The organism is Mucilaginibacter sp., assembly GCF_965277465.1.
GTDB lineage: Bacteria > Bacteroidota > Bacteroidia > Sphingobacteriales > Sphingobacteriaceae > Mucilaginibacter.
In genome coordinates this window covers 308,942-330,479 of record NZ_CBDICW010000001.1, presented here as the reverse complement: position 1 = coordinate 330,479, position 21,538 = coordinate 308,942, and the positions used below count along the sequence as shown (strand labels likewise).

At 42.0% G+C, this 21,538-nt stretch carries 19 protein-coding genes; 6 read left to right on the top strand and 13 right to left on the bottom strand.

Features of this window, described 5'->3' with window-relative positions:
• Position 1: 1 nt before the first annotated feature.
• Positions 2 to 2,053: a prolyl oligopeptidase family serine peptidase gene (locus ACQY4U_RS01450; protein ID WP_428329714.1), complete on the bottom strand. Its 2,052-nt coding sequence runs from the start codon at positions 2,051 to 2,053 to the stop codon at positions 2 to 4.
• Between the two features lie 178 nt (positions 2,054 to 2,231).
• Positions 2,232 to 3,155 carry a tetratricopeptide repeat protein gene (locus ACQY4U_RS01445; protein WP_428327579.1) on the bottom strand — a complete coding sequence of 308 codons (924 nt, stop codon included), beginning with the start codon at positions 3,153 to 3,155 and terminating at the stop codon, positions 2,232 to 2,234.
• Between the two features lie 113 nt (positions 3,156 to 3,268).
• Here ACQY4U_RS01445 and ACQY4U_RS01440 point away from each other — a divergent pair, with 113 nt between their 5' ends.
• The 3 genes from ACQY4U_RS01440 to ACQY4U_RS01430 all read left to right on the top strand — a co-directional run bounded on the left by ACQY4U_RS01440 (position 3,269) and on the right by ACQY4U_RS01430 (position 5,619).
• Entirely contained in the window at positions 3,269 to 4,486 is a 1,218-nt protein-coding gene (locus tag ACQY4U_RS01440; RefSeq protein WP_428327578.1) for a serine hydrolase domain-containing protein, read from the top strand.
• A 31-nt stretch (positions 4,487 to 4,517) separates the two neighbouring features.
• Positions 4,518 to 4,817, top strand: coding sequence for a YbaB/EbfC family nucleoid-associated protein (locus ACQY4U_RS01435; RefSeq protein ID WP_428327577.1), 300 nt, complete (start codon positions 4,518 to 4,520; stop codon positions 4,815 to 4,817).
• Positions 4,818 to 4,941: 124 nt separating this feature from the next.
• On the top strand, positions 4,942 to 5,619 hold the full coding sequence (locus tag ACQY4U_RS01430; RefSeq protein WP_428327576.1) for a metal-dependent hydrolase: 678 nt from the start codon (positions 4,942 to 4,944) through the stop codon (positions 5,617 to 5,619).
• A gap of 46 nt (positions 5,620 to 5,665) precedes the next feature.
• Here the strand turns inward: ACQY4U_RS01430 and ACQY4U_RS01425 are convergent, their stop codons facing one another.
• From ACQY4U_RS01425 to ACQY4U_RS01385, 9 genes are all read right to left on the bottom strand, one after another.
• Positions 5,666 to 5,851, bottom strand: coding sequence for a hypothetical protein (locus ACQY4U_RS01425; protein WP_428327575.1), 186 nt, complete (start codon positions 5,849 to 5,851; stop codon positions 5,666 to 5,668).
• 295 nt (positions 5,852 to 6,146) lie between these two features.
• Complete coding sequence (locus ACQY4U_RS01420) at positions 6,147 to 7,409, bottom strand: glucose-1-phosphate adenylyltransferase (RefSeq protein WP_428327574.1); 1,263 nt, start codon at positions 7,407 to 7,409, stop codon at positions 6,147 to 6,149.
• Positions 7,406 to 8,830: a glycogen synthase gene (locus tag ACQY4U_RS01415; protein ID WP_428327573.1), complete on the bottom strand. Its 1,425-nt coding sequence runs from the start codon at positions 8,828 to 8,830 to the stop codon at positions 7,406 to 7,408. The genes ACQY4U_RS01420 and ACQY4U_RS01415 overlap by 4 nt, the downstream gene beginning before the upstream one ends.
• Positions 8,831 to 9,105: 275 nt before the next feature.
• Positions 9,106 to 10,557, bottom strand: a complete 1,452-nt coding sequence (lepB, locus tag ACQY4U_RS01410; protein ID WP_428327572.1) for a signal peptidase I — start codon at positions 10,555 to 10,557, stop codon at positions 9,106 to 9,108.
• Positions 10,558 to 10,559: 2 nt separating this feature from the next.
• The gene (gene lepB, locus ACQY4U_RS01405; RefSeq protein WP_428327571.1) at positions 10,560 to 11,690 is read right to left on the bottom strand and encodes a signal peptidase I; all 1,131 of its coding nucleotides are present in this window, start codon (positions 11,688 to 11,690) and stop codon (positions 10,560 to 10,562) included.
• Positions 11,691 to 11,811: 121 nt separating this feature from the next.
• Positions 11,812 to 12,561, bottom strand: a complete 750-nt coding sequence (gene dapB / locus ACQY4U_RS01400) for a 4-hydroxy-tetrahydrodipicolinate reductase (protein ID WP_428327570.1) — start codon at positions 12,559 to 12,561, stop codon at positions 11,812 to 11,814.
• Between the two features lie 77 nt (positions 12,562 to 12,638).
• Complete coding sequence (locus ACQY4U_RS01395) at positions 12,639 to 13,334, bottom strand: DUF5683 domain-containing protein (RefSeq protein ID WP_428327569.1); 696 nt, start codon at positions 13,332 to 13,334, stop codon at positions 12,639 to 12,641.
• Positions 13,335 to 13,374: 40 nt separating this feature from the next.
• Complete coding sequence (locus ACQY4U_RS01390; protein WP_428327568.1) at positions 13,375 to 14,289, bottom strand: ParB/RepB/Spo0J family partition protein; 915 nt, start codon at positions 14,287 to 14,289, stop codon at positions 13,375 to 13,377.
• A gap of 5 nt (positions 14,290 to 14,294) precedes the next feature.
• The gene (locus tag ACQY4U_RS01385; RefSeq protein ID WP_428327567.1) at positions 14,295 to 15,098 is read right to left on the bottom strand and encodes a ParA family protein; all 804 of its coding nucleotides are present in this window, start codon (positions 15,096 to 15,098) and stop codon (positions 14,295 to 14,297) included.
• A gap of 333 nt (positions 15,099 to 15,431) precedes the next feature.
• Here ACQY4U_RS01385 and ACQY4U_RS01380 point away from each other — a divergent pair, with 333 nt between their 5' ends.
• The gene (locus ACQY4U_RS01380) at positions 15,432 to 15,953 is read left to right on the top strand and encodes an NADPH-dependent FMN reductase (protein ID WP_428327566.1); all 522 of its coding nucleotides are present in this window, start codon (positions 15,432 to 15,434) and stop codon (positions 15,951 to 15,953) included.
• A 17-nt stretch (positions 15,954 to 15,970) separates the two neighbouring features.
• On the opposite strand, the gene ACQY4U_RS01375 is transcribed toward ACQY4U_RS01380, so the two are convergent.
• The gene (locus ACQY4U_RS01375; RefSeq protein ID WP_428327565.1) at positions 15,971 to 16,663 is read right to left on the bottom strand and encodes a VIT1/CCC1 transporter family protein; all 693 of its coding nucleotides are present in this window, start codon (positions 16,661 to 16,663) and stop codon (positions 15,971 to 15,973) included.
• Between the two features lie 122 nt (positions 16,664 to 16,785).
• Between ACQY4U_RS01375 and ACQY4U_RS01370 the strand changes: the two genes are divergently transcribed.
• Positions 16,786 to 18,057, top strand: a complete 1,272-nt coding sequence (locus tag ACQY4U_RS01370) for a hypothetical protein (protein WP_428327564.1) — start codon at positions 16,786 to 16,788, stop codon at positions 18,055 to 18,057.
• Between the two features lie 39 nt (positions 18,058 to 18,096).
• On the opposite strand, the gene ACQY4U_RS01365 is transcribed toward ACQY4U_RS01370, so the two are convergent.
• Positions 18,097 to 20,040, bottom strand: coding sequence for a gliding motility-associated C-terminal domain-containing protein (locus ACQY4U_RS01365; RefSeq protein WP_428327563.1), 1,944 nt, complete (start codon positions 20,038 to 20,040; stop codon positions 18,097 to 18,099).
• Positions 20,041 to 20,207: 167 nt separating this feature from the next.
• Between ACQY4U_RS01365 and ACQY4U_RS01360 the strand changes: the two genes are divergently transcribed.
• Entirely contained in the window at positions 20,208 to 21,527 is a 1,320-nt protein-coding gene (locus ACQY4U_RS01360; RefSeq protein WP_428327562.1) for a PQQ-dependent sugar dehydrogenase, read from the top strand.
• The last annotated feature ends 11 nt before the right edge of the window (positions 21,528 to 21,538 follow it).

Here is a 21,538-nt window from a genome sequence, read left to right as displayed (position 1 = left end):
CTTAATACTTCACACCCATGTTCCAGAACATGAACGCCCATTTATCAACCTGTCCGTTTATAACCTGGTCGGTGCTTTGGCCTGCGCCGTGGCCTGCATTGGTTTCAATACGGATCAATACCGGGGCAGGGCCCTTCTGGTATTCCTGTAAACGGGCAGCAAATTTAAACGAATGTGCAGGTACTACGCGGTCATCATGATCGGCAGTGGTAACCATAGTTGCCGGGTAATTATTGGGCTTTAATGCATGGTAGGGCGAATAATTATACAGGTAATCGAACATCTCTTTCGAGTCTTCGGCAGTGCCATAATCATAGCTCCATCCCGCGCCTGCGGTAAATTTATTGTAACGCAGCATATCCATTACCCCTACGGCCGGGAATGCTACTTTGCAAATATCAGGGCGCTGGGTTATGGTGGCACCTATAAGCAAACCGCCATTTGATCCGCCCGAAATAGCAAGGTATTCCTTCGAGGTATATTTATGCTTAACCAGGTAATCGGCAGCAGCAATAAAATCATCAAACACATTCTGTTTCTTCATTTTAATACCGGCTTTGTGCCATTTTTCGCCATACTCACCACCGCCACGCAGGTTGGGTACTGCATAAATACCGCCATGCTCCATCAATATAATATTCGATGTGCTGAAAGCCGGGGTAAGGCTGATACTGAAACCACCGTAAGCATACAATAAAGTAGGGTTGTGGCCATTAAGCACGGTGCCTTTTTTATAGGTGATGATCATCGGGATCTTTGTGCCATCTTTTGACGGGTAAAACACCTGCTTGCTCTCGTATTGTTCCGGATCAAACTGGACCCCCGATTTTTTATAAACCGTTGATAAGCCCGTAGCAATATCATACTTAAAAATAGTGGTTGGGTAAACGTAATTGGTAAAGGTGTAATAGGTTTCCTTTTCCTCTTTTTTTGTGCCGAAACCACCAGCTGTACCTACCGATGGCAGGGTGATGGTACGCTCCAGCTTGCCATCCATATTATACTGCTGTACAAATGAGGTAGCATCTTTAAGGTATTCGGCAAATATTTTTCCGCCGCCGGTTGAGGCACTTAAAACGTTTGATGTGGCAGGGATCAGATCTTTCCAGTTAATAGGCTTTGGGTTAGCGGCATCAACCGTTACTATTTTAAAGTTTGGCGAATACAGGTTAGTAATGATGTAAAGCTTGCTGCCCACATTATCAAGCACGCTGTTTTGGTTATCAAAATTATCTACCACGGTAACTATGGAGCTGTTAGGAATGCTGAGGTCCTGAATGTAAAGCTCATTACCCGTAGTTTCCTTTGCGGCCGAGATCACTAAAAAGCGTTCGTCCTCCGTAAGGCCTGCACCTATATACCGGCGTGGTGTTTTATCGCCGCCAAATATCAGCTTATCTGTACTTTGTGGTGTACCTAATTCATGGTAAAACAGTTTATGGTATTGGGTTATCCCGGCCAGCTGGCTGCCCGCCTTTGGTTTATCGTAGCTGCTGTAATAAAAACCATGATTACCCCGCCACGCTATCCCGCTGAATTTTACATCAGTAAGTGTATCGCCTACAGTGGTTTTGTCATCAGTTTTAATGATGATCACCTTGCGCCAGTCGCTGCCGCCTTCTGATAGCTGGTAGGCGGCCATGCTGCCGTCTTTTGTAAAGTCTATTCCCTGTAAAGAGGTAGTGCCATCCTTCGAGAATTTATTAGGATCAAGAAATACTTCCGGTGTTCCTTCGCCAACCTGCCGCCATAAAACCGACTGGCTCTGCAAGCCATCGTTTTTATAATAATAGGTGTATTTGCCCTCTTTAAACGGGGCGCTGTATTTTTCGTAGTTCCACAATTGTTTAAGGCGTGCGTGCATGGCATCTCGGTAGGGGATTTGGCCCAGGTAATTTTGGGTAACCTTGTTTTCTTCCTTAACCCATTCTTTGGTGTCTGCCGCGCGGTCATCTTCCAGCCAGCGGTAAGGATCAGGCACGGTAGTGCCGAAGTAAGTGTTAGTGGTATCAACCTTTTTGGTTGCAGGGTAAATTATAGGTTTTGTATCCATTTGTTGAGCAAAAGCAAAGCTGCAAAGTAAAACAGCCGTAAATAAACAGGTTAAAGTTTTCATTGCAATGGTTATGTTGTTTGGCTAAGATAGTTGTTTTGGGCGAAAGGAGAAAAGCAGCACTTGCCGGATGAAGAGATAAGAGCAGCCCTGTAAAACTATAAGAGCAATAACCAGCTCAATTAAAATCTCTTGCGGTAGCCTTTATCCAGTTATCCAAATCGGTCATTTGCTGCGGATTATCCTTTATCCATTTAGCATTATCAGGGTTAGCCGAATTGATAAACCTTGCAAAGGCCGGCATATTTGGCGATTGTGCCAGCTGGTAAAAATATGCCGCCAGGTATTTACTGAAAAAATCATTATTGTTTTGTTTACCCGCTATTGTGCCGATATTAATAAATATGGCTTTCAGCTGTGCCGCCAGCAGATCAGCCGGGGATGCGTACCGCCGCCTGCTGGCCATTTCGGCAACGGCTTTGGTAATGGCATGGTTTAACTCGTTATTGGCAGCATCTACAGCGTGCGATGCCATTTCGCCAGGCTCGGGTTTTAGGGCGCCGCCCTGTAAAATATGCTGTATGTTGCCCAAAGCCTCGGTACTGCGGACGGTGTTGGGTTCTAACAAAATAAAACTGCAAAAGCCAAGTAATGCGGCTGCCCTTTTATTTTGATGAAAACAAACCAGTGCATACATCCGCTGGCTGCCGGCATGTTTTGGGTCGAGCTTTATGGCTTCAACTGCATATTTTTCTGCTTCGGCATATTGTTTATTACGGAAACAGATCAACCCCGAAAGGTCATAAGCTGCCGCCGCAAACGGCGAATTCCCTTTAATTACCTTTTGCAGGTAAGGAAGGCCATCTGTACCTTTATTTAAACCGTATAATGAAAGCGCCATTTGGTAATCGGCCAATAAATTCCCGGTATCAAGCTTTAAGGCTTCTGTGTATTTGCTTATGGCTTCGGTATATTTTTTAGCGTCGTTCAGCGCAATTCCTTCCTTAATAAGTGTATGTGCATCAGCAGCGTTCTGCGCCTTTACTTTACTTAAAATTACAACCAGAAACAGGGCCATTAACAGGCATTTAAGATATTTCATTCCCTAAAATTAGGAAGAGCAATTAACTAAAAGAAAAAATAATTAAAACATTACTTTATAACTCATGTATAATTTCTGATTTTCGCAGTTGTTTACCAAGCGGGCATTTACCTATGAATTTTGTGTATAAAATTGTATTAACGTTTACTATTTCGGTGTTTTTTTTAGCCTCCTGCTCGTCAAAACAAAACGATAACGGTACCAAACCTCCGGCAGCTGTAAACAGTGCGCCCTTTGATAGTAAGGCTTTGATGGCTTATAACCCTAAAAATGCTGATAAACGAATTGATAGTTTTATGCAGGAACTGCACAGAACCCGCGGCTTTAATGGCAATGTGCTGGTGGCCAAACATGGAAAAATAATTTATGAAAATGCTATTGGCTGGGCCGATTACCTGCACCGCGACAGCCTTAAAATAAACTCGCAGTTTGAGCTGGCATCGGTTACTAAAACCATGACCTCAACTGCCATACTGATGCTGCTTGAGCGTGGAAAACTATCGCTTGATGATAATGTAAAAAAGTTTTTTCCTGATTTTCCTTACGATGGTATAACCATTCGCCTGTTGCTAACGCATCGCTCAGGTATGATGAACTATGTTTACTTTACTGATGATCTTTACCGCAGCCAGCACCTCAATCAAAAAAAGGGCCTAACCAATGCCGAAGAAATGGCGCTGATTGCCCAGTACAAACCACATCCGTTTAATAAACCAAACGTTAGGTTTTTGTACAACAACTCAAACTTTATGGTGCTTGGCTCAATTATTGAAAAAGTAACAGGGATGCCTTACGCACAATTCATGAAGCAAAATATTTTTACACCATCAGGCATGGCGCATACCGAGGTGTATTCAAAAGCGGTTTATGAAAAAATTCCGGTTGATGTGGTTGGACATGATAGGGGCCAATGGAAATACTCTGTAGCACAAAACTTTTTAGATGGCCCCGTGGGCGATAAAGGAATTTATAGCACCGTTGGCGATCTTTGGTTATTTGACAGGGCATTGCGCGCAGGTCGTTTATTAAAACAGGCAACTATGGATTCGGCCTACGTGGCCCGCAATCCTATGCTGCACGGGCACTTTAGCTATGGCTACGGTTGGCGCATTTTTGAGGCACCGGGTAAACAGGTAATATACCATACTGGCTGGTGGCACGGTTTCAGGCATATTTACCTTCGCGATATTAAAGATGATATAACTATTGTGCTTTTAAGCAACCTGTCAAATGGCAGCTTATTAAAACTTGATGGCTTGTTTGAACTTGCCGGGATGCCGATTGTACGCAAAAGTGCTTACAAAGGCAATGGCGATACCAGTGATGATTAATGGTTATTTATAAACAATAAATTAAAAAATTATGTTCGATAAATTAATGCAGGCCCAGCAAATGGCTGGCGAAGTAAAACAACGCCTTGACGGTATAACCGTATCGGGCGTTGCCGAAGGTGGTAAAATCACCGTTAAAGCTAATGCCAATAAGGTTATTCAATCAGTTACCATTGCCGATGAGCTTTTGGCCGACGGTGATAAAGAACAATTAGAAGAGCTTTTGGTTATTGCCATAAACAAGGCAATGGAACAAGCCGATAATGTAAGCCAAAGTGAAATGGCAGCCATGACAAAAGATATGTTTGGCGGCCTTGGCGGTTTGTTTTAGCCGTATTAAAAATGAAATAAATATTACAATTGTTGGTAGCATAATATCGACTTTTGGGTAAACGCGTTAATGATGCTAAGCTAATATTGGCATCGGTTTTAATAAACACCTATATAAATAAGCTATGAAAACTACCTTTTACGGACAATCAACCTTTATGATAGAAACCGGCGGCAAAAAAATGCTGTTCGATCCTTTTATCTCACCAAACCCAATGGCTAAGGATATTGACATTGATAGCCTTAAACCTGATTTTATATTAATATCACACGGCCACGGCGATCATATAGCCGATTTGATCCAGATTCAGCATAGCAGTGGCGCCATCGTTATCTGTATTGCCGAAATTGCAAACTGGCTGGGTAAACATGGCATAAACAATGCACACGGCATGAATATAGGCGGTGGTTTTAACTTTGATTTTGGCCGCGTTAAAATGGTGAATGCCATACACTCAAGCACCTTGCCTGATGGTACACCAGGTGGTAACCCTGCAGGCTTTGTAATATATGCCGAAGGAAAAGCCATCTACTATGCAGGTGATACCGCGCTTACCTATGATATGAAATTATTGGCTGATGATAACCTCGACTGGGCTTATTTACCCTTAGGTGATAATTATACAATGGGTGTTGATGATGCCGTTAAAGCCAGCGCTTTTATCAACTGTAAAAATATTATCGGGATGCATTATGATACCTTCCCGGCTATTAAGATTGATAAGGTAGCTGCGGTTGAAAAATTTGTGAAAGCAGGCATCAATATTAAGCTTCTTGAAATAGGCGAAAGTATCAACTTATAAAACAAAAAACCCCGGAATTTCCGGGGTTTTTTGTTTTATGTGACCACTATTTTTGTTTCATTAGTGTTGAGTCTTTCTTTTTGGTCGAATCCTTTTTCATCGGTTTCATCTTTTTCTTTTTAACAGTATCGGTTTGCATTGTTGATGATTTTACCGTGCTTACTGTACTATGCGCGTAAACGCTTCCAAATGAGATCGCTGCTAAGGCAATCATACTAATTAGCTTCTTCATTTTTTTAAGATTTATGATTAAAATTAGTTGATTAATTATAGATTAATTTATGTAATCTATATGTATAACTATTTCTTTTAATATTTGTTTTATATTCTTTTAATAAAATCACATCAGCTGTTAATCTTAAGTGAAAAAGTGTGATAAGGAACTTGCATTATCTATAAGTATACGCAAAGCTGAAAATGAGAAAACAGCAATAAAAAAGGGTCAGGAACTTATTTTGTTTTGGCTGAATACTACAGCTTTAAACAGAATAAATTCCTGACCCTTTTAGGTGCAGTTAACTGGATTGTTATATAACCGTTCCGTTAGGAATAATAGCGCGTTTTTTTAAGATCACGATACCATCCTGAACAACGTACGATCCGTAATCGCCATTTTCCAGGTTGCCTTCAACGTTGATCTTAACATCATCGCCTATGTAAGTATTTTTATCAATAATGGCATTTTTGATATGGCACCTGTCGCCAATACCCATAATAGGCGACTGGCTTTCGTGCGATTCTGCTATCTGCTCCAGCGTTTGGTAGTTATCGCTTCCCATCACATAACAGTTTTCAATAACAGAGTCAAAACCAATACGGGTACGAATGCCTATAATTGAACGCTTAATGGTACTGGCATTAATAATACAGCCATCAGCAATAATAACCTTTTCAACGTGCGTGCCCGACATTTTTGACGGTGGCAGCATGCGCGCCCTCGTATAAATAAAATTTTTATCAAACAGGTTAAACTGTGGTATATCATCAGTTAAGCCTAAGTTGGCATCAAAAAATGATGGGATGGTACCAATATCTGTCCAGTAACCTTCATATTGGTAGCTTAGTACTTTATGCTCGTTTATTGATTGCGGGATGATCTCTTTACCAAAATCTGTACGGTCATTACCTTCTAACAACTCATACAAAAGCTTGCGGTTAAATATATATATACCCATTGATGCCAGGTAAAATCTTCCTTCAGCGGCCATTTGCGGGCTCACATCTGAGGCCCAGTTTTCAAAATTGGTTTTAGGCTTTTCAATAAATGCGCTTACCAGGCTGTTTTCGTCAGTTTTTAAAATACCAAAGCCCGGCACATCATTGGCATGTACAGGTATGGTGGCAATTGAAATTTCGGCATTGGCTTTTATATGATGCTCCATCATTTCAGCAAAATCCATCTGATATAACTGATCGCCTGATAAGATAAGCACATAATCAAACTCATGTACAGCCAAATGATGTAAACTTTGTCTAACCGCATCGGCAGTACCCTGGTACCATGATCCGCTTGATGGTGTTTGCTCTGCTGCTAAAATATCAACAAAAGCCTCGCTGAAACTGCTAAAGTGATAAGTGTTTTTTATGTGCTTATTTAGCGACGCAGAATTGAACTGCGTTAAAACGTAGATCCTGTCAATACCCGAATGGAGGCAGTTAGAGATAGGAATATCAACCAGTCGGTATTTACCTGCAATTGGCACCGCAGGTTTTGAACGTGTTGCTGTCAATGGTGACAAGCGGCTTCCCTGGCCACCGCCAAGTACAATACAAATTATGTTAGAGGTCATATTACTGGATTTAAACTTTCATAAAGGTTAATATATTCTTTTGCAGAGCGATCCCACGAAAAATCAAGGGCCATCATTATTTTGCGCAGCGTTTGCAGGTGCTTGTTATTATCATATAACACTATGGCGCGGCTAACGGCACCACAAATGTCCTCAACGCTTGCATTATCATAACGGATGCCGTAGCCACCTTCGTCGCCAAAGTCAACTACAGTGTCTTTTAAGCCGCCTGTGCTGCGTACCATTGGCAATGTGCCGTAACGCATTGAATACATCTGGTTAAGGCCACAAGGCTCCACACGCGATGGCATCAGCAGGAAATCAGCCCCGGCATAAACCAGGTGGGCCAAAGCCTCATCATATCCTATAAACACGTTAAACTGATCGGGATAAAAATCCCGCAGTTGTAACAGTTCCTGCTCTAAATCCTTATCGCCGGCGCCTAAAAGCAAAAAGTTAAATTGCCCGGGATGTTCATTAAAGCTTTCCTCCATGGCAGCTGCCAGCAGGTCGGCTCCTTTTTCAATTACCAACCGGCCTATAAATGCAACAAGAGGTTTATCTAACGAGAGGCCGAAACGGGCACACAAAGCTACCTTATTGGCTTCCTTGCCTTTTGCCGGGAGTTTTACTGAAAAGTTTTCGGCTATCATCGGGTCTGTTTTAGGATCCCAAACTTCTGTATCAATGCCATTAATTATTCCGTAGCCTTTAGCATGTTCTAAATAGAAAAGGTACTCTAACCCGTTTGAGTTGGTGGTAAGCTCTTCTAAATAACTTGGCGATACGGTAGTATATTTCCAGCAGCATTTTACGGCAGCAGCAAGCGGGTTAATGCCACCTGCCCAATCCAGCAGCCCGGTTTTGCTCAGGTCGATCTCTGGCAGGTAGGATAGCTTATCCCAGCCAAAAGCACCGTGATATTGCCCGTTGTGTATAGTAAATACAGTAGGTATACGCGCTAACCTGGTGTAAAGCTTGGAGTATTGCATTAAAAAGGGTACGAGGCCTGAGTGATGATCATGGCAGTGGATAATATCCGGCGTTTGCTGCGAATAGCTGATCCAATCTAAAAAGGCCAGCTGATAGGCAATAAACTGCTCCCTTTCGTCGGGATAGCTATATACCTCTTCGCGATCTATCAATCCGGGGATTTTTACCAGGTAAAGTTCAAAACCAAGCTTATCGGTTTTTTCTTTCAGGATCTCAAAATAAAGGCGCCTTGTACCCAAAAGGGTAGCCGCGCTAAAAACGGTTTCAAACTCGTTTTCGCGAACAAACTTACGGTCATAGTAAGGCATTACAACAGCTGCCTGCATGCCTGCCAAATTTTGATATTTGGGAAGCGCACCAACAACATCTGCAAGCCCGCCTACCTTAGCAACGGGGTAACATTCGGCACTCAGATGGAATATTCTCATTTAGGTTTATGAATGGATTAAGGTACTAAACATTTACCTATATGAACAAACACATTATTTGAAAAATGTGTTTCAAATTCTAAAAATATTTGATAAAAATTGACAGTTGGTTATCAATTCGTTATAAATAGGATTTAAGGCGAATTTGACGTGCATTGCAATACACTAACAGGCAGCGAAGCAATTCAGCATTTTAAATCAGGAAATCAAGACAATACAGCTTGATATTGTGAATGGGGGATCGTTTAACCGGATAGTTTTTATAAAATAGGATACTACCTTATAATTTTAAAGATCCTGTCCCAGCGTGTTTGGTGTAAATAAGGGGCCGTGTCGTCAGTACTCATCCAAATAAACAAAGCCTTGCCCACAATATGATCTTCGGGCACAAAGCCCCAAAAGCGCGAATCTTCGGAGTTATGGCGGTTATCGCCCATCATCCAGTAATAGTTAAGTTTAAAAGTGTAGGTGCTGGCCTTTTGTCCGTTTATAAAAATATCATTGCCCGATAGTTTTACCTTATTTTTCTCATAAACCTCAATTGCCCTTTTATAGATAGGAATGGTAAGGCTATCCAACTTAACCGTCCAGCCTTGTTTGGGTATAATGATAGGGCCCATATTATCTACATTCCATTTATAGTGGCTGTCATGCGGAAATATCTGTGGGTCATATTCATTTCTTGGCTGAATATATTCTGTTACCGATTTAATATGGGCGTAAGTTTTTAGTTTGGCTGCCGATTGTGCGGTCATCAGCATTTCAAAATCAGTTGCACCCAGTTGCTGCCGGGCATCAATATGCAGCTCGCGGATCACATCGGGGTCTATTTCGGTACCATCAGTACGTACCATGTACGATGGCTGCTCGTACGTTGGGTTTTTAGCCATATACCTGTTAACATAAACCTGTGCATTTAACAAGGCGATGGTATCGCCGGGGGCACCCTGACAGCGTTTGATAAAATTTTCGCGTTTATCAACCGGGCGGTAAAGCGGCGAGTCAGCATCCATCGGGAAATTAAATACCACCACGTCGCCTTTTTTTACCTTGCTTAATCCCGGCAGGCGAAAATAAGGTAGTTGTATACCATCCCAATAGGCCTTGGTATTTAATAAGGGCATGGTATGGTGCGCAAATGGAAATGCAAGCGGAGTTATAGGAATGCGCGCGCCGTAATTAACCTTGCTTACAAATAAATAATCGCCGATTAAAAGGGAGCTTTCCATTGATCCACTGGGGATAACGTAAGCCTCAATAAAAAAGGTGCGGATAAGGGTTGCAGCTACGCCGGCAAAAAGGATGGCCTCGCCCCACTCGCGGGTTGATGATTTTGCTAAGCTTTTTTGGTACTGCTCCTTAAACTCAGCCGTTGCAGACAGGCCAAGGTAGGTTGTATTTTTTTCAAAGCCCCATTTGGGCAGATAGATAAAACCTAAAAGAATGGCCGCAGCCTGATCGCGGATGCTGAATTTTCCGAACGACTTTATAAAATCAATATAGATGCCGATGCCTGCTATAATATTAATTACCGGTATAAACAGCCAGATGAGCCACCAGGTTGGCCTGCCGCTTAGCTTAAGCATTATATAGGCTGAGTAAACAGGGATAAGGGCTTCCCAGCCCGGGCGGCCTGCTTTTTTAAATAGTTTCCAGTAGCCGGCTAATATTAAAATAATAAAAGGGGCCGTAATAATATACAGCCCTATATAATTACCTGTTTCCAAAATTAGTGGATCCCTCTGAATAACCTGCTCCAACGGATCTTGCCGAAGAATGATGCATTATCATCCCAGCTCATCCATATAAATAATGCTTTGCCTACAATGTGATCTTCGGGTACAAAACCCCAGTAACGTGAATCTTCAGAGTCGTGGCGGTTATCACCCATCATCCAGTAGTAGTTCATTTTAAAGGTATAAGTATCTGTTTTTTTACCGTTGATCAGTATGTCGTTGCCCGATACTTCTAACTTGTTATTTTCATAAACCTGTATAGCTCGCTGGTAAATAGGTAAGGTTAGGCTATCTAATTTAACGGTCCATCCTTTTTTAGGGATAATGATTGGTCCGTAGTTATCCTCGTTCCATTTATAATCAGGAACTTTTCCGTTAAGCAATACATGCGAAACATCCTTTACCGGGAATACTGGTCCGTCTGCACCTGCTTTTGCCTTTGGTGCTATCACCGGCATCAGGTTTTTTACGTTCGAGTATCCTTTTAAAACATCGGCAGATTCCTTGGTCATGGCCGGGTATTGATGCCCCTCGTATAAAGTAATATGCAGATCGTCCAGCGCCTGCGGGTTAATATCAACACCGTTGGTGCTGTAGTTGTATTCCATCTGCTCGCCTGGCGGGTTAGGCATTGCCTTACCGTTTACATACACCTGTCCGTCAACTACGCTTAATGTATCGCCGGGTGCACCCTGGCACCTTTTAATATAGTTTTCGCGTTTATCAACAGGGCGGTTATTAATGGTATCGGCAGGATAGTTAAATACTACCACATCGCCTTTTTTAACTTCGCTTAAACCGGGTAAACGGTAGTAAGGCAGTTCGAGCCCGTCCCAGTATGCTTTTGTATTGATCAATGGCATGGTATGGTGGGCAAAAGGGAAGGCAATAGGCGTCATGGGGGTGCGGGCGCCATAGTTAACCTTGCTTACAAATAAAAAATCGCCAACAAGCAGCGATCTTTCCATTGATGGGGTAGGGATTACGTATGCTTCAATAAAAAAAGTACGGATCAATGTGGCTGCTATTACAGCAAAAACTATGGCGTCAGCCCACTCACGGGTTGCGCTTTTCTTCTTTTTATTAGGGGTGTCTTTTTTCTTACTCCAGAATTTCCAGTTCATACCTACAATATTGGGAATAATAAATTTATTATCAGAGCCGGGATAAAAAATAAAAGCGCTTAACGCCCTGTTTATGATCTTATCCTGCCGCTGGTGTTAATTTATTTTGCTTTTTACTTATTTAACTAAAATCAAACATATCCTGCACCGGGTGAAATCCTTTTTTATTTTGGATCCATTCGGCAGCTAACACAGCACCCAGCGCAAAACCATTGCGGTTATGGGCCGTGTGCCTGAACTCTATCATATCAACTTCCGAATCATAGATCACGGTATGGGTACCCGGGATGCTGTCAATACGGAACGACTCGATCAGTAACTGATCGGCTTTTACGTTATCATCGGCTGTTTCTTCGCCATCTGCGGTAAGCACATTCACCCATTCCTTTTTGGTGCTATTGTTTTCAATAATACCCTCGGCAATGGTTATGGCAGTTCCGCTTGGCGAATCCAGCTTTTGGGTATGATGTATCTCTTCAACCTGTATATCATAGTACGGGTAATTGCCCATCAGCCTGGCCAGTACTTTGTTAACATGGAAAAAGATATTTACCCCCACACTAAAGTTAGATGCGTAGATGAGCGAATTGTTACCCTGCTCGCATTGTTCTTTTAGTTGCGGCAATTGGTTATGCCACCCTGTAGTGCCAACCACTACGGGTATGCCTGCTGCAAAGCAGATCTCAATGTTATCCAATACGGTATCGGGGGTGCTGAATTCAATTACGGCATCAGCCAGCTGCAGGTTTTCTATAGTAAGCTCATGCTGGTTGCTGCTGCCAATTTTGAGTATGATCTCGTGCTTACGGTCAATGGCGATCTTTTCGATCATTTTACCCATTTTTCCGTACCCTAACAATGCAATTTTCATTACTGGTTAATGTTGTTTTAAAGTGGTGCCAAAACTTGCAGCTTGTTAATGCCGCAGGGTTTCATCGCGTTAAAGTATTATCTGATTGTAAAGGTAATTTTTATACCCGGAATATAGCTACCCGCAGTATTTAGCGCATACATAGGCTGCGTAATTAAACTTGGGGCCACCTTCATTGACAGGTTGCTATCAACTGTATAACTGTTGATAAACTTGGCGTCAATATAGGCCTCAACCACGTTGATACCCCAAAAACCGGCAAAACCTAATATAGAAAGGTCGCGGTTACGGCGGTAGCCATCCTTGGCATCATATATGGCCTGGTCACTTACAAAGTTATTGGGGTTGCTGAGGGCCGTATACTCGGCATAATATTTAGCACCTTTTACAGGTACAATACCATGATACCTATACTCCGATATGGCTAAAAATTCTTTATAATATTTGGCATTAAATAAAATGGCATCGCCTAAAAGGCCCAGTGTGCCATAAATAATTGGCACTTTCCACCAGCGGTGGTTATACACCTGGCCCCATCCGGGTAAAATTAAGGAGCGTATTATAGCTTTATGCGGACTGTGCAGGCTATCGGGGTGGTATACTTTTTCCTTTTTCTTTTTGGGCTTGTAGATGGGCGAAATATCAGTATCGGCCTTGGCAACCACCAGGGTATCGGTTCTTAACGGTGCCGGAGGCGGTTCATCCGGATTTTGCGACATGGCAGTAAAGGCACATCCGGTGAGCAAAAAAATCAAGAGCAAATATTTATACATGTTTTACTTTAAAAACCCCGTAATTAAAAGGAGTTACAGTTTACCAATCCATAATTTCAAGGATGCGGCTAAGGTCGTTCTCTGATAAAAATGGTATCTCGATTGATCCTTTGCCCTGGCTGCCAAATTTAAGCTTAACACGCGTGCTGAACTTTGAGGCCAGGTCATCCTGTATTTTTTGAATTTGGAACGATATAGGTTCAGGTTGTTTGCCTTCCTTTTTTACAGGGGCCCTTTGCATATCACGCACCAGTTCTTCTGTCTTACGAACGGATAAACCTTGCTCAATGATATGCTGATGTATATATATTTGTTTTGCAGGGTCTTCAATGCTTATCAGTGCTTTGGCGTGGCCCATGCTGATCTCGGCATCGCGCAGCGATTTCTGGATAGCTGGCGGCAGTTTTAGCAAACGCAGGTAGTTGGTAACTGTTGAACGGTTTTTGCTCACGCGATCACCTAATTCTTCCTGTTTAAGGCTGCATTCGTCAATCATCCGCTGAAAACTAAGGGCTACTTCAATCGCATTCAGGTTTTCGCGCTGAATGTTTTCAATAAGCGCCATTTCCAGCATTTGCTGGTCGTTAGCGGTACGGATATAGGCGGGTATCTGCGTTAAACCGGCTAATTTTGAAGCACGGAAACGGCGTTCGCCCGATATTAACTGAAAGCTGTGTGCATTTAATCGCCTAACCGTAATAGGTTGTATAAGGCCTTGTAATTTTATTGAATCGGCTAATTCGGCCAATGCTTCCGGATCAAAATCTGTGCGGGGCTGAAAAGGGTTAACCTCAATTTCAGCTAATTTTATCTCATTTACTGAACCCAAGCTGTTAACTTCAGGATCTTCGGAAACGTTATTCTTGGGCCTGTCATTATTGGTATGTACATTTTCAGAATCATTCAGCAATGCGCTTAATCCTCTTCCCAAAGCGTTTCTTTTCTCTGTACTCATTTGTGTTATACTGTTGCTGTGTTTTCTGTGGTTTCAGTTTTTATCAAACCGTTTTTCCTGATGATCTCGCGGGCAAGGTTCAAATAGTTTATAGCACCCTTGCTGGTTGCATCGTGCATAATTACCGATATACCAAAACTTGGTGCTTCGCTTAGGCGGGTGTTGCGTTGTATAATAGTATCAAAAACCATATCTTCAAAATGGCTTCTCACTTCTTCAACCACTTGGTTCGAAAGGCGCAGCCTTACATCATACATGGTTAGTAGTATGCCCTCAATCTGTAACTGCGGGTTTAAGCGCGATTGAACAATTTTAATGGTATTTAAAAGCTTGCCTAATCCCTCTAATGCAAAATACTCGCACTGTACGGGTATAATTACCGAGTCGGCAGCTGTCAAAGCATTGATGGTGATAAGCCCTAATGATGGCGAACAGTCAATAATTATAAAATCATAATCATTCCTGATGCTGTTTAAAACCGCCTTCATTTTGTATTCGCGGTCGGTAAGGTTTATCATCTCAATCTCGGCACCTACCAGGTCAATATGTGCTGGTAGCAGGTCAAGATTCGGGGTTTCGGTTTTTTGAATAGCCTCGCGCGGATCAATCTGGTTAATGATACACTCGTAAATACTGTTCTTTATGTTACGCGGATCAAACCCGATACCCGATGTTGAGTTGGCCTGCGGATCAGCATCAACCAATAATGTTTTAAACTCTAATACGGCCAAACTTGCAGCCAGGTTTATGGATGATGTAGTTTTACCAACACCACCTTTTTGATTGGCTAAAGCAATAATTTTACTCATTTTATATGTTAAAAATATTTATAAAAGGGATTTCAGTAACAACGAAACCGGGTGGTAAAAAATTCTGCATGTGCAAAGTTTTTTCTCCGGGATAAAGATACATATTTTAATAATTCAGAAATCCACAGGTTTGCCCTATTTACAAACAAGTTTGTACGATTATAGCCTTGCTTTAGTCATATTAAGCGGTTCAATTAGCTACTTGTTAAATTATTGATTTACTTTTGCCACTTACGTAGTTTTATGGTTTGCAGGTGTTTAATGAGGTTTTATTGTTTGTAAATAAAACGTACACGTGCCCGGTCATAAACGTAATTAATAACTAAAAAATAAATGATCACTATTATATCAGGCACCAACAGACCCGGAAGCTCAACACTTAAACTTGCAAAATACTACCAGAAACAGTTGCAGCAAAAGGGGGGTGAAGCCGGGTTACTATCGCTTTCACAATTACCTGCCAGCTTAATAACCAGTGATTTGTATGGTAAAAGAAGCGATGAGTTTTTGCCGCTACAGGATATAGTTACGCAAACCGATAAATTTCTTTTTCTGATCCCGGAATATAATGGCAGCTTCCCCGGCGTGCTGAAGGTTTTTATTGATGCCTGTAGTTTCCCCGAAAGCTTTTACGAGAAAAAGGCAGCTTTAGTAGGTCTTTCATCGGGCAAATACGGTAACATCCGTGGTATTGATCACTTTACCGGTATCTGCAACTATGTACACCTGCACGTGCTGCCTTTAAAAATTCATATAGCGGCCATCAATAAAGAGTTAGATGCTGACGGCAATCTTTTCAATAAGGATACCGTACAGTTTACCAATGAGCAAATAGATAAGTTTATTGCTTTTTAAGCTGTGCTTATTTATCCTTAAAAGCCACCATTAATAAGTTTTGCCATTGTAAATGCGGCAGCTGCTGCAAGTGCACCTATAAATAAAACCTTGAGTGCACCCGTAAATGCAGGCTGCCCGGTTACCCTGCTTTTAAAATAACCAAATACAAACAGGCAAACCATGGTAATAGCGCACGAATAGTATAAAGCATTTATAGAGCTTGAAGCAAAAAAGTAAGGTGATAAAGGAATAATGCCCCCTACAATATAGGATACACCTATGGTAATTGCACTCTGAGTGGCGCGGTTAGCTTGGGGTTTTTCGAGCCCAAGTTCATAGCGCATCATAAAATCAACCCATTTATCTTTATCTTTAGCCATTTCATCGGCAATCTGATCCTGCAAAACTGCCGATAAGCCAAAGTGGGCAAATACTTCTTTTACCTCGGCTTTTTCCTGTTCAGGCACGCGGTCAATTTCTTCATATTCCCGTTTTAGTTCTGATTCGTAATGATCGCTTTCTGTGCGGCCCGCTAAAAAACCGCCAAGCCCCATCGCAATTGAGCCGGCAACAATTTCGGCAATACCGGCGGTTACCACTATCCCGGCCGAATTTACGGCCCCGCTTAAGCCTGCGGCAAGTGCAAATGGAACCGTTAACCCGTCGGACATGCCGATTACTATATCCCGAATGGTATCGGAGCTTTTTAAATGATGTTCATGGTGCATGGTTTAAAATTAACGCTATGCAAATTAGTATCCGTTAAAAAAAGACAGTTTATTATTAGTCTTATTACGGGGTTGACTTTTAAAATCCTATCTTGGAGCTTAAACCATATCACACAAAACCAATGCAGCCTTTTTACAAATTACTCATCCTTGGCTTTTTATGCCCTTTTTTTTCGTTTGCACAATCAAATTATAAACCCGGCCAGGCTGTAACACTAAAAGGTGATACGCTGCGAGGATATATTGATTACAGGGAATGGGATGTGAGCCCCGTTTCTATATCCTTTAAAAATAATCTTAGTGATAGTAAAGTACAAAAGCTTACGGTTGATGATATTAACAGCTTTAGTATTGGTACGTTTGAAACCTATCAAAAATATACCGGCCCGATAAGTACGGATGTAACAAATATTGCACGTATAGGTACCGGTAAGGATTCGAGCTATAGAGTTGCGAGCGTTTTTTTTAAGGTATTGCAAAAAGGAAATAACGTTTCTCTTTTTTCTTATACAGATAATATTAAAACACGCTTTTATATCGAGGACTCTCAGACCAATTTGCCGGTTGAACTAATATACCGGGTTTATTATAACAGCGGCACTTTATTACAAAACGAAAGCCGTACGGTTAATGAAAATACTTACCTGAAACAGCTTTTTGCCCTTGCTATTAAATATAATGTGCTTGATGATAACTTATCGCGGACATTTGAAAAATCGGATTACAGCGCATCTGATATTTTATACATTGTCAGCAAGATCAATAATTATAAAGCGGATAAAAAAAGCGGGGGTAAATCAAGTTTTGAATTTATGGTTGGCGCAGGCATCAATGCATCAGCCACGGGGCCATCAAGCGGTAGTGCTTATGAGGCTGCCGGGGCCAAGCATTATACTTCGTATTTGCCAAAAGCCTTATTTGCATTAAATGCGTATGCTAACCCAAATACAAAAAGGATTATATTCCGCGCTGAATTATCGGTAGGGGGCAGTCACTATGAGTCATTATACAATAATCAGGTATATCCTTATATATTAATTAATTATTCGTTTACGCAGATAAATATTTCGCTTACGCCTCAAGTTATTTATAATATTTATAATGCCGATAAGCTGAAGTTTTTTATAGGTGCAGGCCTCGCTCTTAACTATAGCGAATATACAGCAGAAGTATTTAAAGCCAACGATGGTAGTAATACAAAGCTTACGTCTGCTTACCCATTTTACTTTTTTCACAATACCGACCAGATATTATTGAAAGCAGGAGTGATGGTGAATAAAAGGTTTGAAATTTATGCCAATTATTTAAACAGTGTATTGATTTCGGAAGATGCCTTTTTTCAGTTGAATGAGAAACAGATACAAGTAGGCCTTGCTTATCTTCTCGGCAAATAAAAACCATTCTATAACAAAAAGTATGGTTAGGCAGGGCGTCTATTTAATTATAAAAACCCAGCCTGATAATTTGGGGGTGTTATTTTTCAGATCGATAATATAATAATAAGTACCTGTAGGTAATGCTGAACCTTTGTAGGTACCATCCCATGCTTTTGAGTAGCCCTGGCTTTGATAAACCCTTTGGCCATAACGGTCAAATATCTGGGTAAAGCTTTCTGGATAGGTAACTAATGCATCAATGTTCCAGGTGTCATTTATACCATCGCCGTTGGGTGTAAAGGTATTGGGGATAGTGATTTTTTTATAAACCCTAACATATACATTACTGGTTGATGTACCACAATTTTGAGATACTACATTAAGTGTATAGGTGATATTATCGGTAGGGCTGGCAACAGGGGTTAATGAGTTAGGGTTGTCAAGGGCTGTTGTGGGCGTCCAGTAAAAGCCGGTAATTTCATCACCTTTATCCGTACCATTTAATTTTACCGATTGCCCCTCAAATATTTTTTTATCGCCACCGCCATTTGCAACTGGCAATTGCCTTACCGTTACGGTTACTGATTTTGAATCATCGCTGCAGCCATTATTGCTAACGTTAACATTATAGATAGTGGTTTGTAAGGGGGTAGCAACAGGGTTGGCAATATCATCATGGTCGAGCCCGGTTGATGGGGTCCATTTATAATATAAGCCGCCTGATGCCGTGAGTTGTGTTGCATCACCGGCGCAAATGGATACATCGTTATTTATGCTTGCCACAACCTTGGGTACTATGCTAACCGGAACCTGCACCGGGGCAGCGGGGCAGCCGTTGCCTGATGTTACTACTACGGTGTAAGTGCCCGCGTTGGCTGGCGTAACATTATTTATTATCAATGGGTTTTGTGAGGTTGCTGGCAGGTTAGGCCCGGTCCAGCTATAAGTACCCCCGCCCGATGCAGTTAAGGTAAGCGTATAGCCTTCACAAAAGGTTTGCGGTGGAATGGCCGGCACTACCGGCAGCGAGTCGACAGTTACTGTGAGCGTGGGAGAATAAACACGGCAATCAGCAGCGCCAATGTTTGAGCCGTTACCAACCCCAAGCCGGTATTGATAAATGCCTGTTTTTGCATCAACAAAACCAATGTTTAATGAATCGGTTGTTTTGCCTGCAATGTCAACCCAGCCGGCCCCGTAATAATTAGATTGCCACTGGTAAATGGGGTTTTGAGCAAAAACCTTTGCCTTTAATGTATAGGTAGCATTGCTGTGCTCACATATATTTTGGCCGGATTGGCCCATGGTTGATCCAAATCCTGTTTGAATCAGCGGGCCGCAGGCCCTGAATACAATATCATCCAAAATCAAATCATTGCCATTACCGCCGGGGGCATTGTTGGTCATTTTAACAACAATATCGGTTACGTTTGCAGGGGTGGTAAAGTAAATGCCATAAAAGTTCCACGTAGGCGCTCGCGTTGGTAATATGGTACCTGTAGTATCTGTGGCAAGTACCTGTCCCGATGAGGTTTCTATAGAGAAGGTAATATTTGGTTCGCTAACGCCCGGGCCACTTGCCGCAAGGGTTATCAGGTTTAATATATAGGCCGAAAACTGGTAGGTAGTATTAGGGCATAAACCATTGGCTGCCTGTGTAAAAAAAACGCTCGGTTGATTTGAGGCGTTAACGATCATCATATACCCATTGGGGTTGCCGGTATGATCGCTTGATACATCTTGCCAGGTATTTGGATGGCAGTTGCCAAGGCCCGTTATGCTATTGGCAATAGTGTAAAAACCATCGTCGGGACAGTTGCCTGCCGTATAGTTCATATTGGTAATGCCTGAGGCAAGCGGAGCACCCGGGTTAGCGCCCGAACCAAAATTTTGGTTAATAACCGGATCGCCCAGGCTGCCGGAACAGGATTGGGCATAAGCGCTTACAGAAAACAGGATACAAATTACCAGTATTGATAATTTAAACTTAATTGGTTGCATTAACAGGTAACCGCACGCAGGCGGCTTTAATTCCAAAAATAATTTATTTACCTGATGCTTAGGGTATAATTTATAAAAACTTGCATTATTTAAAATAGATTGCGTTCTTATTAGTATAAAACAAAAGAATATTAAAGGGCGTTAATATTTAAAGGAACAACACAAACATGATCAACAAAGCTTTTTTACTTGCAACTACTACAGCAGCAATGTTGCTTTCGGCCTGTTCCTTTAAGCAGCCTGATCCATCAAAGGCGGATAATGTAACTACATCTGCAAAGCAGCAGGTAAAACTGGCGCCGCCTTATGCAACACGCTCAACCCGTACTTTTTGCGATGTTATTGGCTGGCCGAAAGGGAAAATGCCAATTGCCCCGGCAGGTTTTAAAGTAAATTTATATGCCGACGGATTAGATAATCCGCGTAATATATACCTGACAGCCAATGGCGATGTGCTGGTATCAGAGGCCAATACCGAAATTAAAGGTATTATGAAGGTAGGCGCCAATATTATTGGTGCAAGTGCATCGCAGGATCTGGGCAAAAGTGCCAATAAGATAATTTTATTAAGAGATATCAATGGCGATGGAATTGCCGATGTGCGATCTGTTTTTTTGAGCGGATTAAATCATCCTTACGGGATGCTGGTATTAAAGAATTGGTTTTATGTTGCCAATACTGATGGCCTGTGGCGGTACCCTTATCATACAGGGCAAACAAAAATTACAGGAAAAGGCACAATGATTTTAACGCTGCCCGCAGGCGGATATAATAACCACTGGACACGCAACCTGCGCATAAACAGTGACAGTACAAAAATATATGTTTCGGTAGGCTCTGGTACTAATGATGCGGAGAAAGGGATGGATATTGAAATCAGACGAGCTGATATTTTGGAAATAGATCCTGATGGTAAGCATGAACATATTTTAGCCAGTGGCTTGCGCAACCCGGCAGGCATAGATGTTGAACCCCTAACCCACGTTTTATTTACAGCAGTTAATGAACGCGATGGCTTAGGTGATAATTTAGTGCCCGATTACCTAACGAGCGTAAAGGAAGGTGGATTTTATGGTTGGCCTTATGCTTATTTCGGCCAGCATGAGGATCCGGATCATGTGGGCGAAAGGCCTGATATGGTGAAAAAGACGATCACGCCTGATCTGGCCTTGGGTTCGCATACGGCATCCTTAGGCTTGGCGTTTTATACGGGTAAAAAATTCCCGGCAAAATACCAGGGCGGTGCATTTATCGGGCAGCATGGCTCATGGAACAGCTCAAAATTAGTTGGGTATAAAGTGGTTTTTGTGCCATTTGTTAACGGGAAACCAGGCGGTATCATCGAAGATTTTTTAACCGGGTTTATTGCTGATGCCGCAAAGCGAAAAGTTTATGGCCGCCCCGTAGGTATTGCCGTTATGCCCGATGGTTCAATCCTTGTAGCTGATGATACAAGCAACAAGATATGGCGTGTATCGGCTTTGTGATTTTTGGTAAG

Excerpts from the sequence above, each read along its gene's own strand:
- ACQY4U_RS01450 (WP_428329714.1), bottom strand. The coding sequence starts at position 2,053 with ATGGATACAAAACCTATAATTTACCCTGCAACCAAAAAGGTTGATACC.
- ACQY4U_RS01445 (WP_428327579.1), bottom strand. The coding sequence starts at position 3,155 with ATGAAATATCTTAAATGCCTGTTAATGGCCCTGTTTCTGGTTGTAATT.
- ACQY4U_RS01440 (WP_428327578.1), top strand. The coding sequence starts at position 3,269 with ATGAATTTTGTGTATAAAATTGTATTAACGTTTACTATTTCGGTGTTT.
- ACQY4U_RS01435 (WP_428327577.1), top strand. The coding sequence starts at position 4,518 with ATGTTCGATAAATTAATGCAGGCCCAGCAAATGGCTGGCGAAGTAAAA.
- ACQY4U_RS01430 (WP_428327576.1), top strand. The coding sequence starts at position 4,942 with ATGAAAACTACCTTTTACGGACAATCAACCTTTATGATAGAAACCGGC.
- ACQY4U_RS01425 (WP_428327575.1), bottom strand. The coding sequence starts at position 5,851 with ATGAAGAAGCTAATTAGTATGATTGCCTTAGCAGCGATCTCATTTGGA.
- ACQY4U_RS01420 (WP_428327574.1), bottom strand. The coding sequence starts at position 7,409 with ATGACCTCTAACATAATTTGTATTGTACTTGGCGGTGGCCAGGGAAGC.
- ACQY4U_RS01415 (WP_428327573.1), bottom strand. The coding sequence starts at position 8,830 with ATGAGAATATTCCATCTGAGTGCCGAATGTTACCCCGTTGCTAAGGTA.
- lepB (WP_428327571.1), bottom strand. The coding sequence starts at position 11,690 with ATGAACTGGAAATTCTGGAGTAAGAAAAAAGACACCCCTAATAAAAAG.
- dapB (WP_428327570.1), bottom strand. The coding sequence starts at position 12,561 with ATGAAAATTGCATTGTTAGGGTACGGAAAAATGGGTAAAATGATCGAA.
- ACQY4U_RS01395 (WP_428327569.1), bottom strand. The coding sequence starts at position 13,334 with ATGTATAAATATTTGCTCTTGATTTTTTTGCTCACCGGATGTGCCTTT.
- ACQY4U_RS01390 (WP_428327568.1), bottom strand. The coding sequence starts at position 14,289 with ATGAGTACAGAGAAAAGAAACGCTTTGGGAAGAGGATTAAGCGCATTG.
- ACQY4U_RS01385 (WP_428327567.1), bottom strand. The coding sequence starts at position 15,098 with ATGAGTAAAATTATTGCTTTAGCCAATCAAAAAGGTGGTGTTGGTAAA.
- ACQY4U_RS01380 (WP_428327566.1), top strand. The coding sequence starts at position 15,432 with ATGATCACTATTATATCAGGCACCAACAGACCCGGAAGCTCAACACTT.
- ACQY4U_RS01375 (WP_428327565.1), bottom strand. The coding sequence starts at position 16,663 with ATGCACCATGAACATCATTTAAAAAGCTCCGATACCATTCGGGATATA.
- ACQY4U_RS01370 (WP_428327564.1), top strand. The coding sequence starts at position 16,786 with ATGCAGCCTTTTTACAAATTACTCATCCTTGGCTTTTTATGCCCTTTT.
- ACQY4U_RS01365 (WP_428327563.1), bottom strand. The coding sequence starts at position 20,040 with ATGCAACCAATTAAGTTTAAATTATCAATACTGGTAATTTGTATCCTG.
- ACQY4U_RS01360 (WP_428327562.1), top strand. The coding sequence starts at position 20,208 with ATGATCAACAAAGCTTTTTTACTTGCAACTACTACAGCAGCAATGTTG.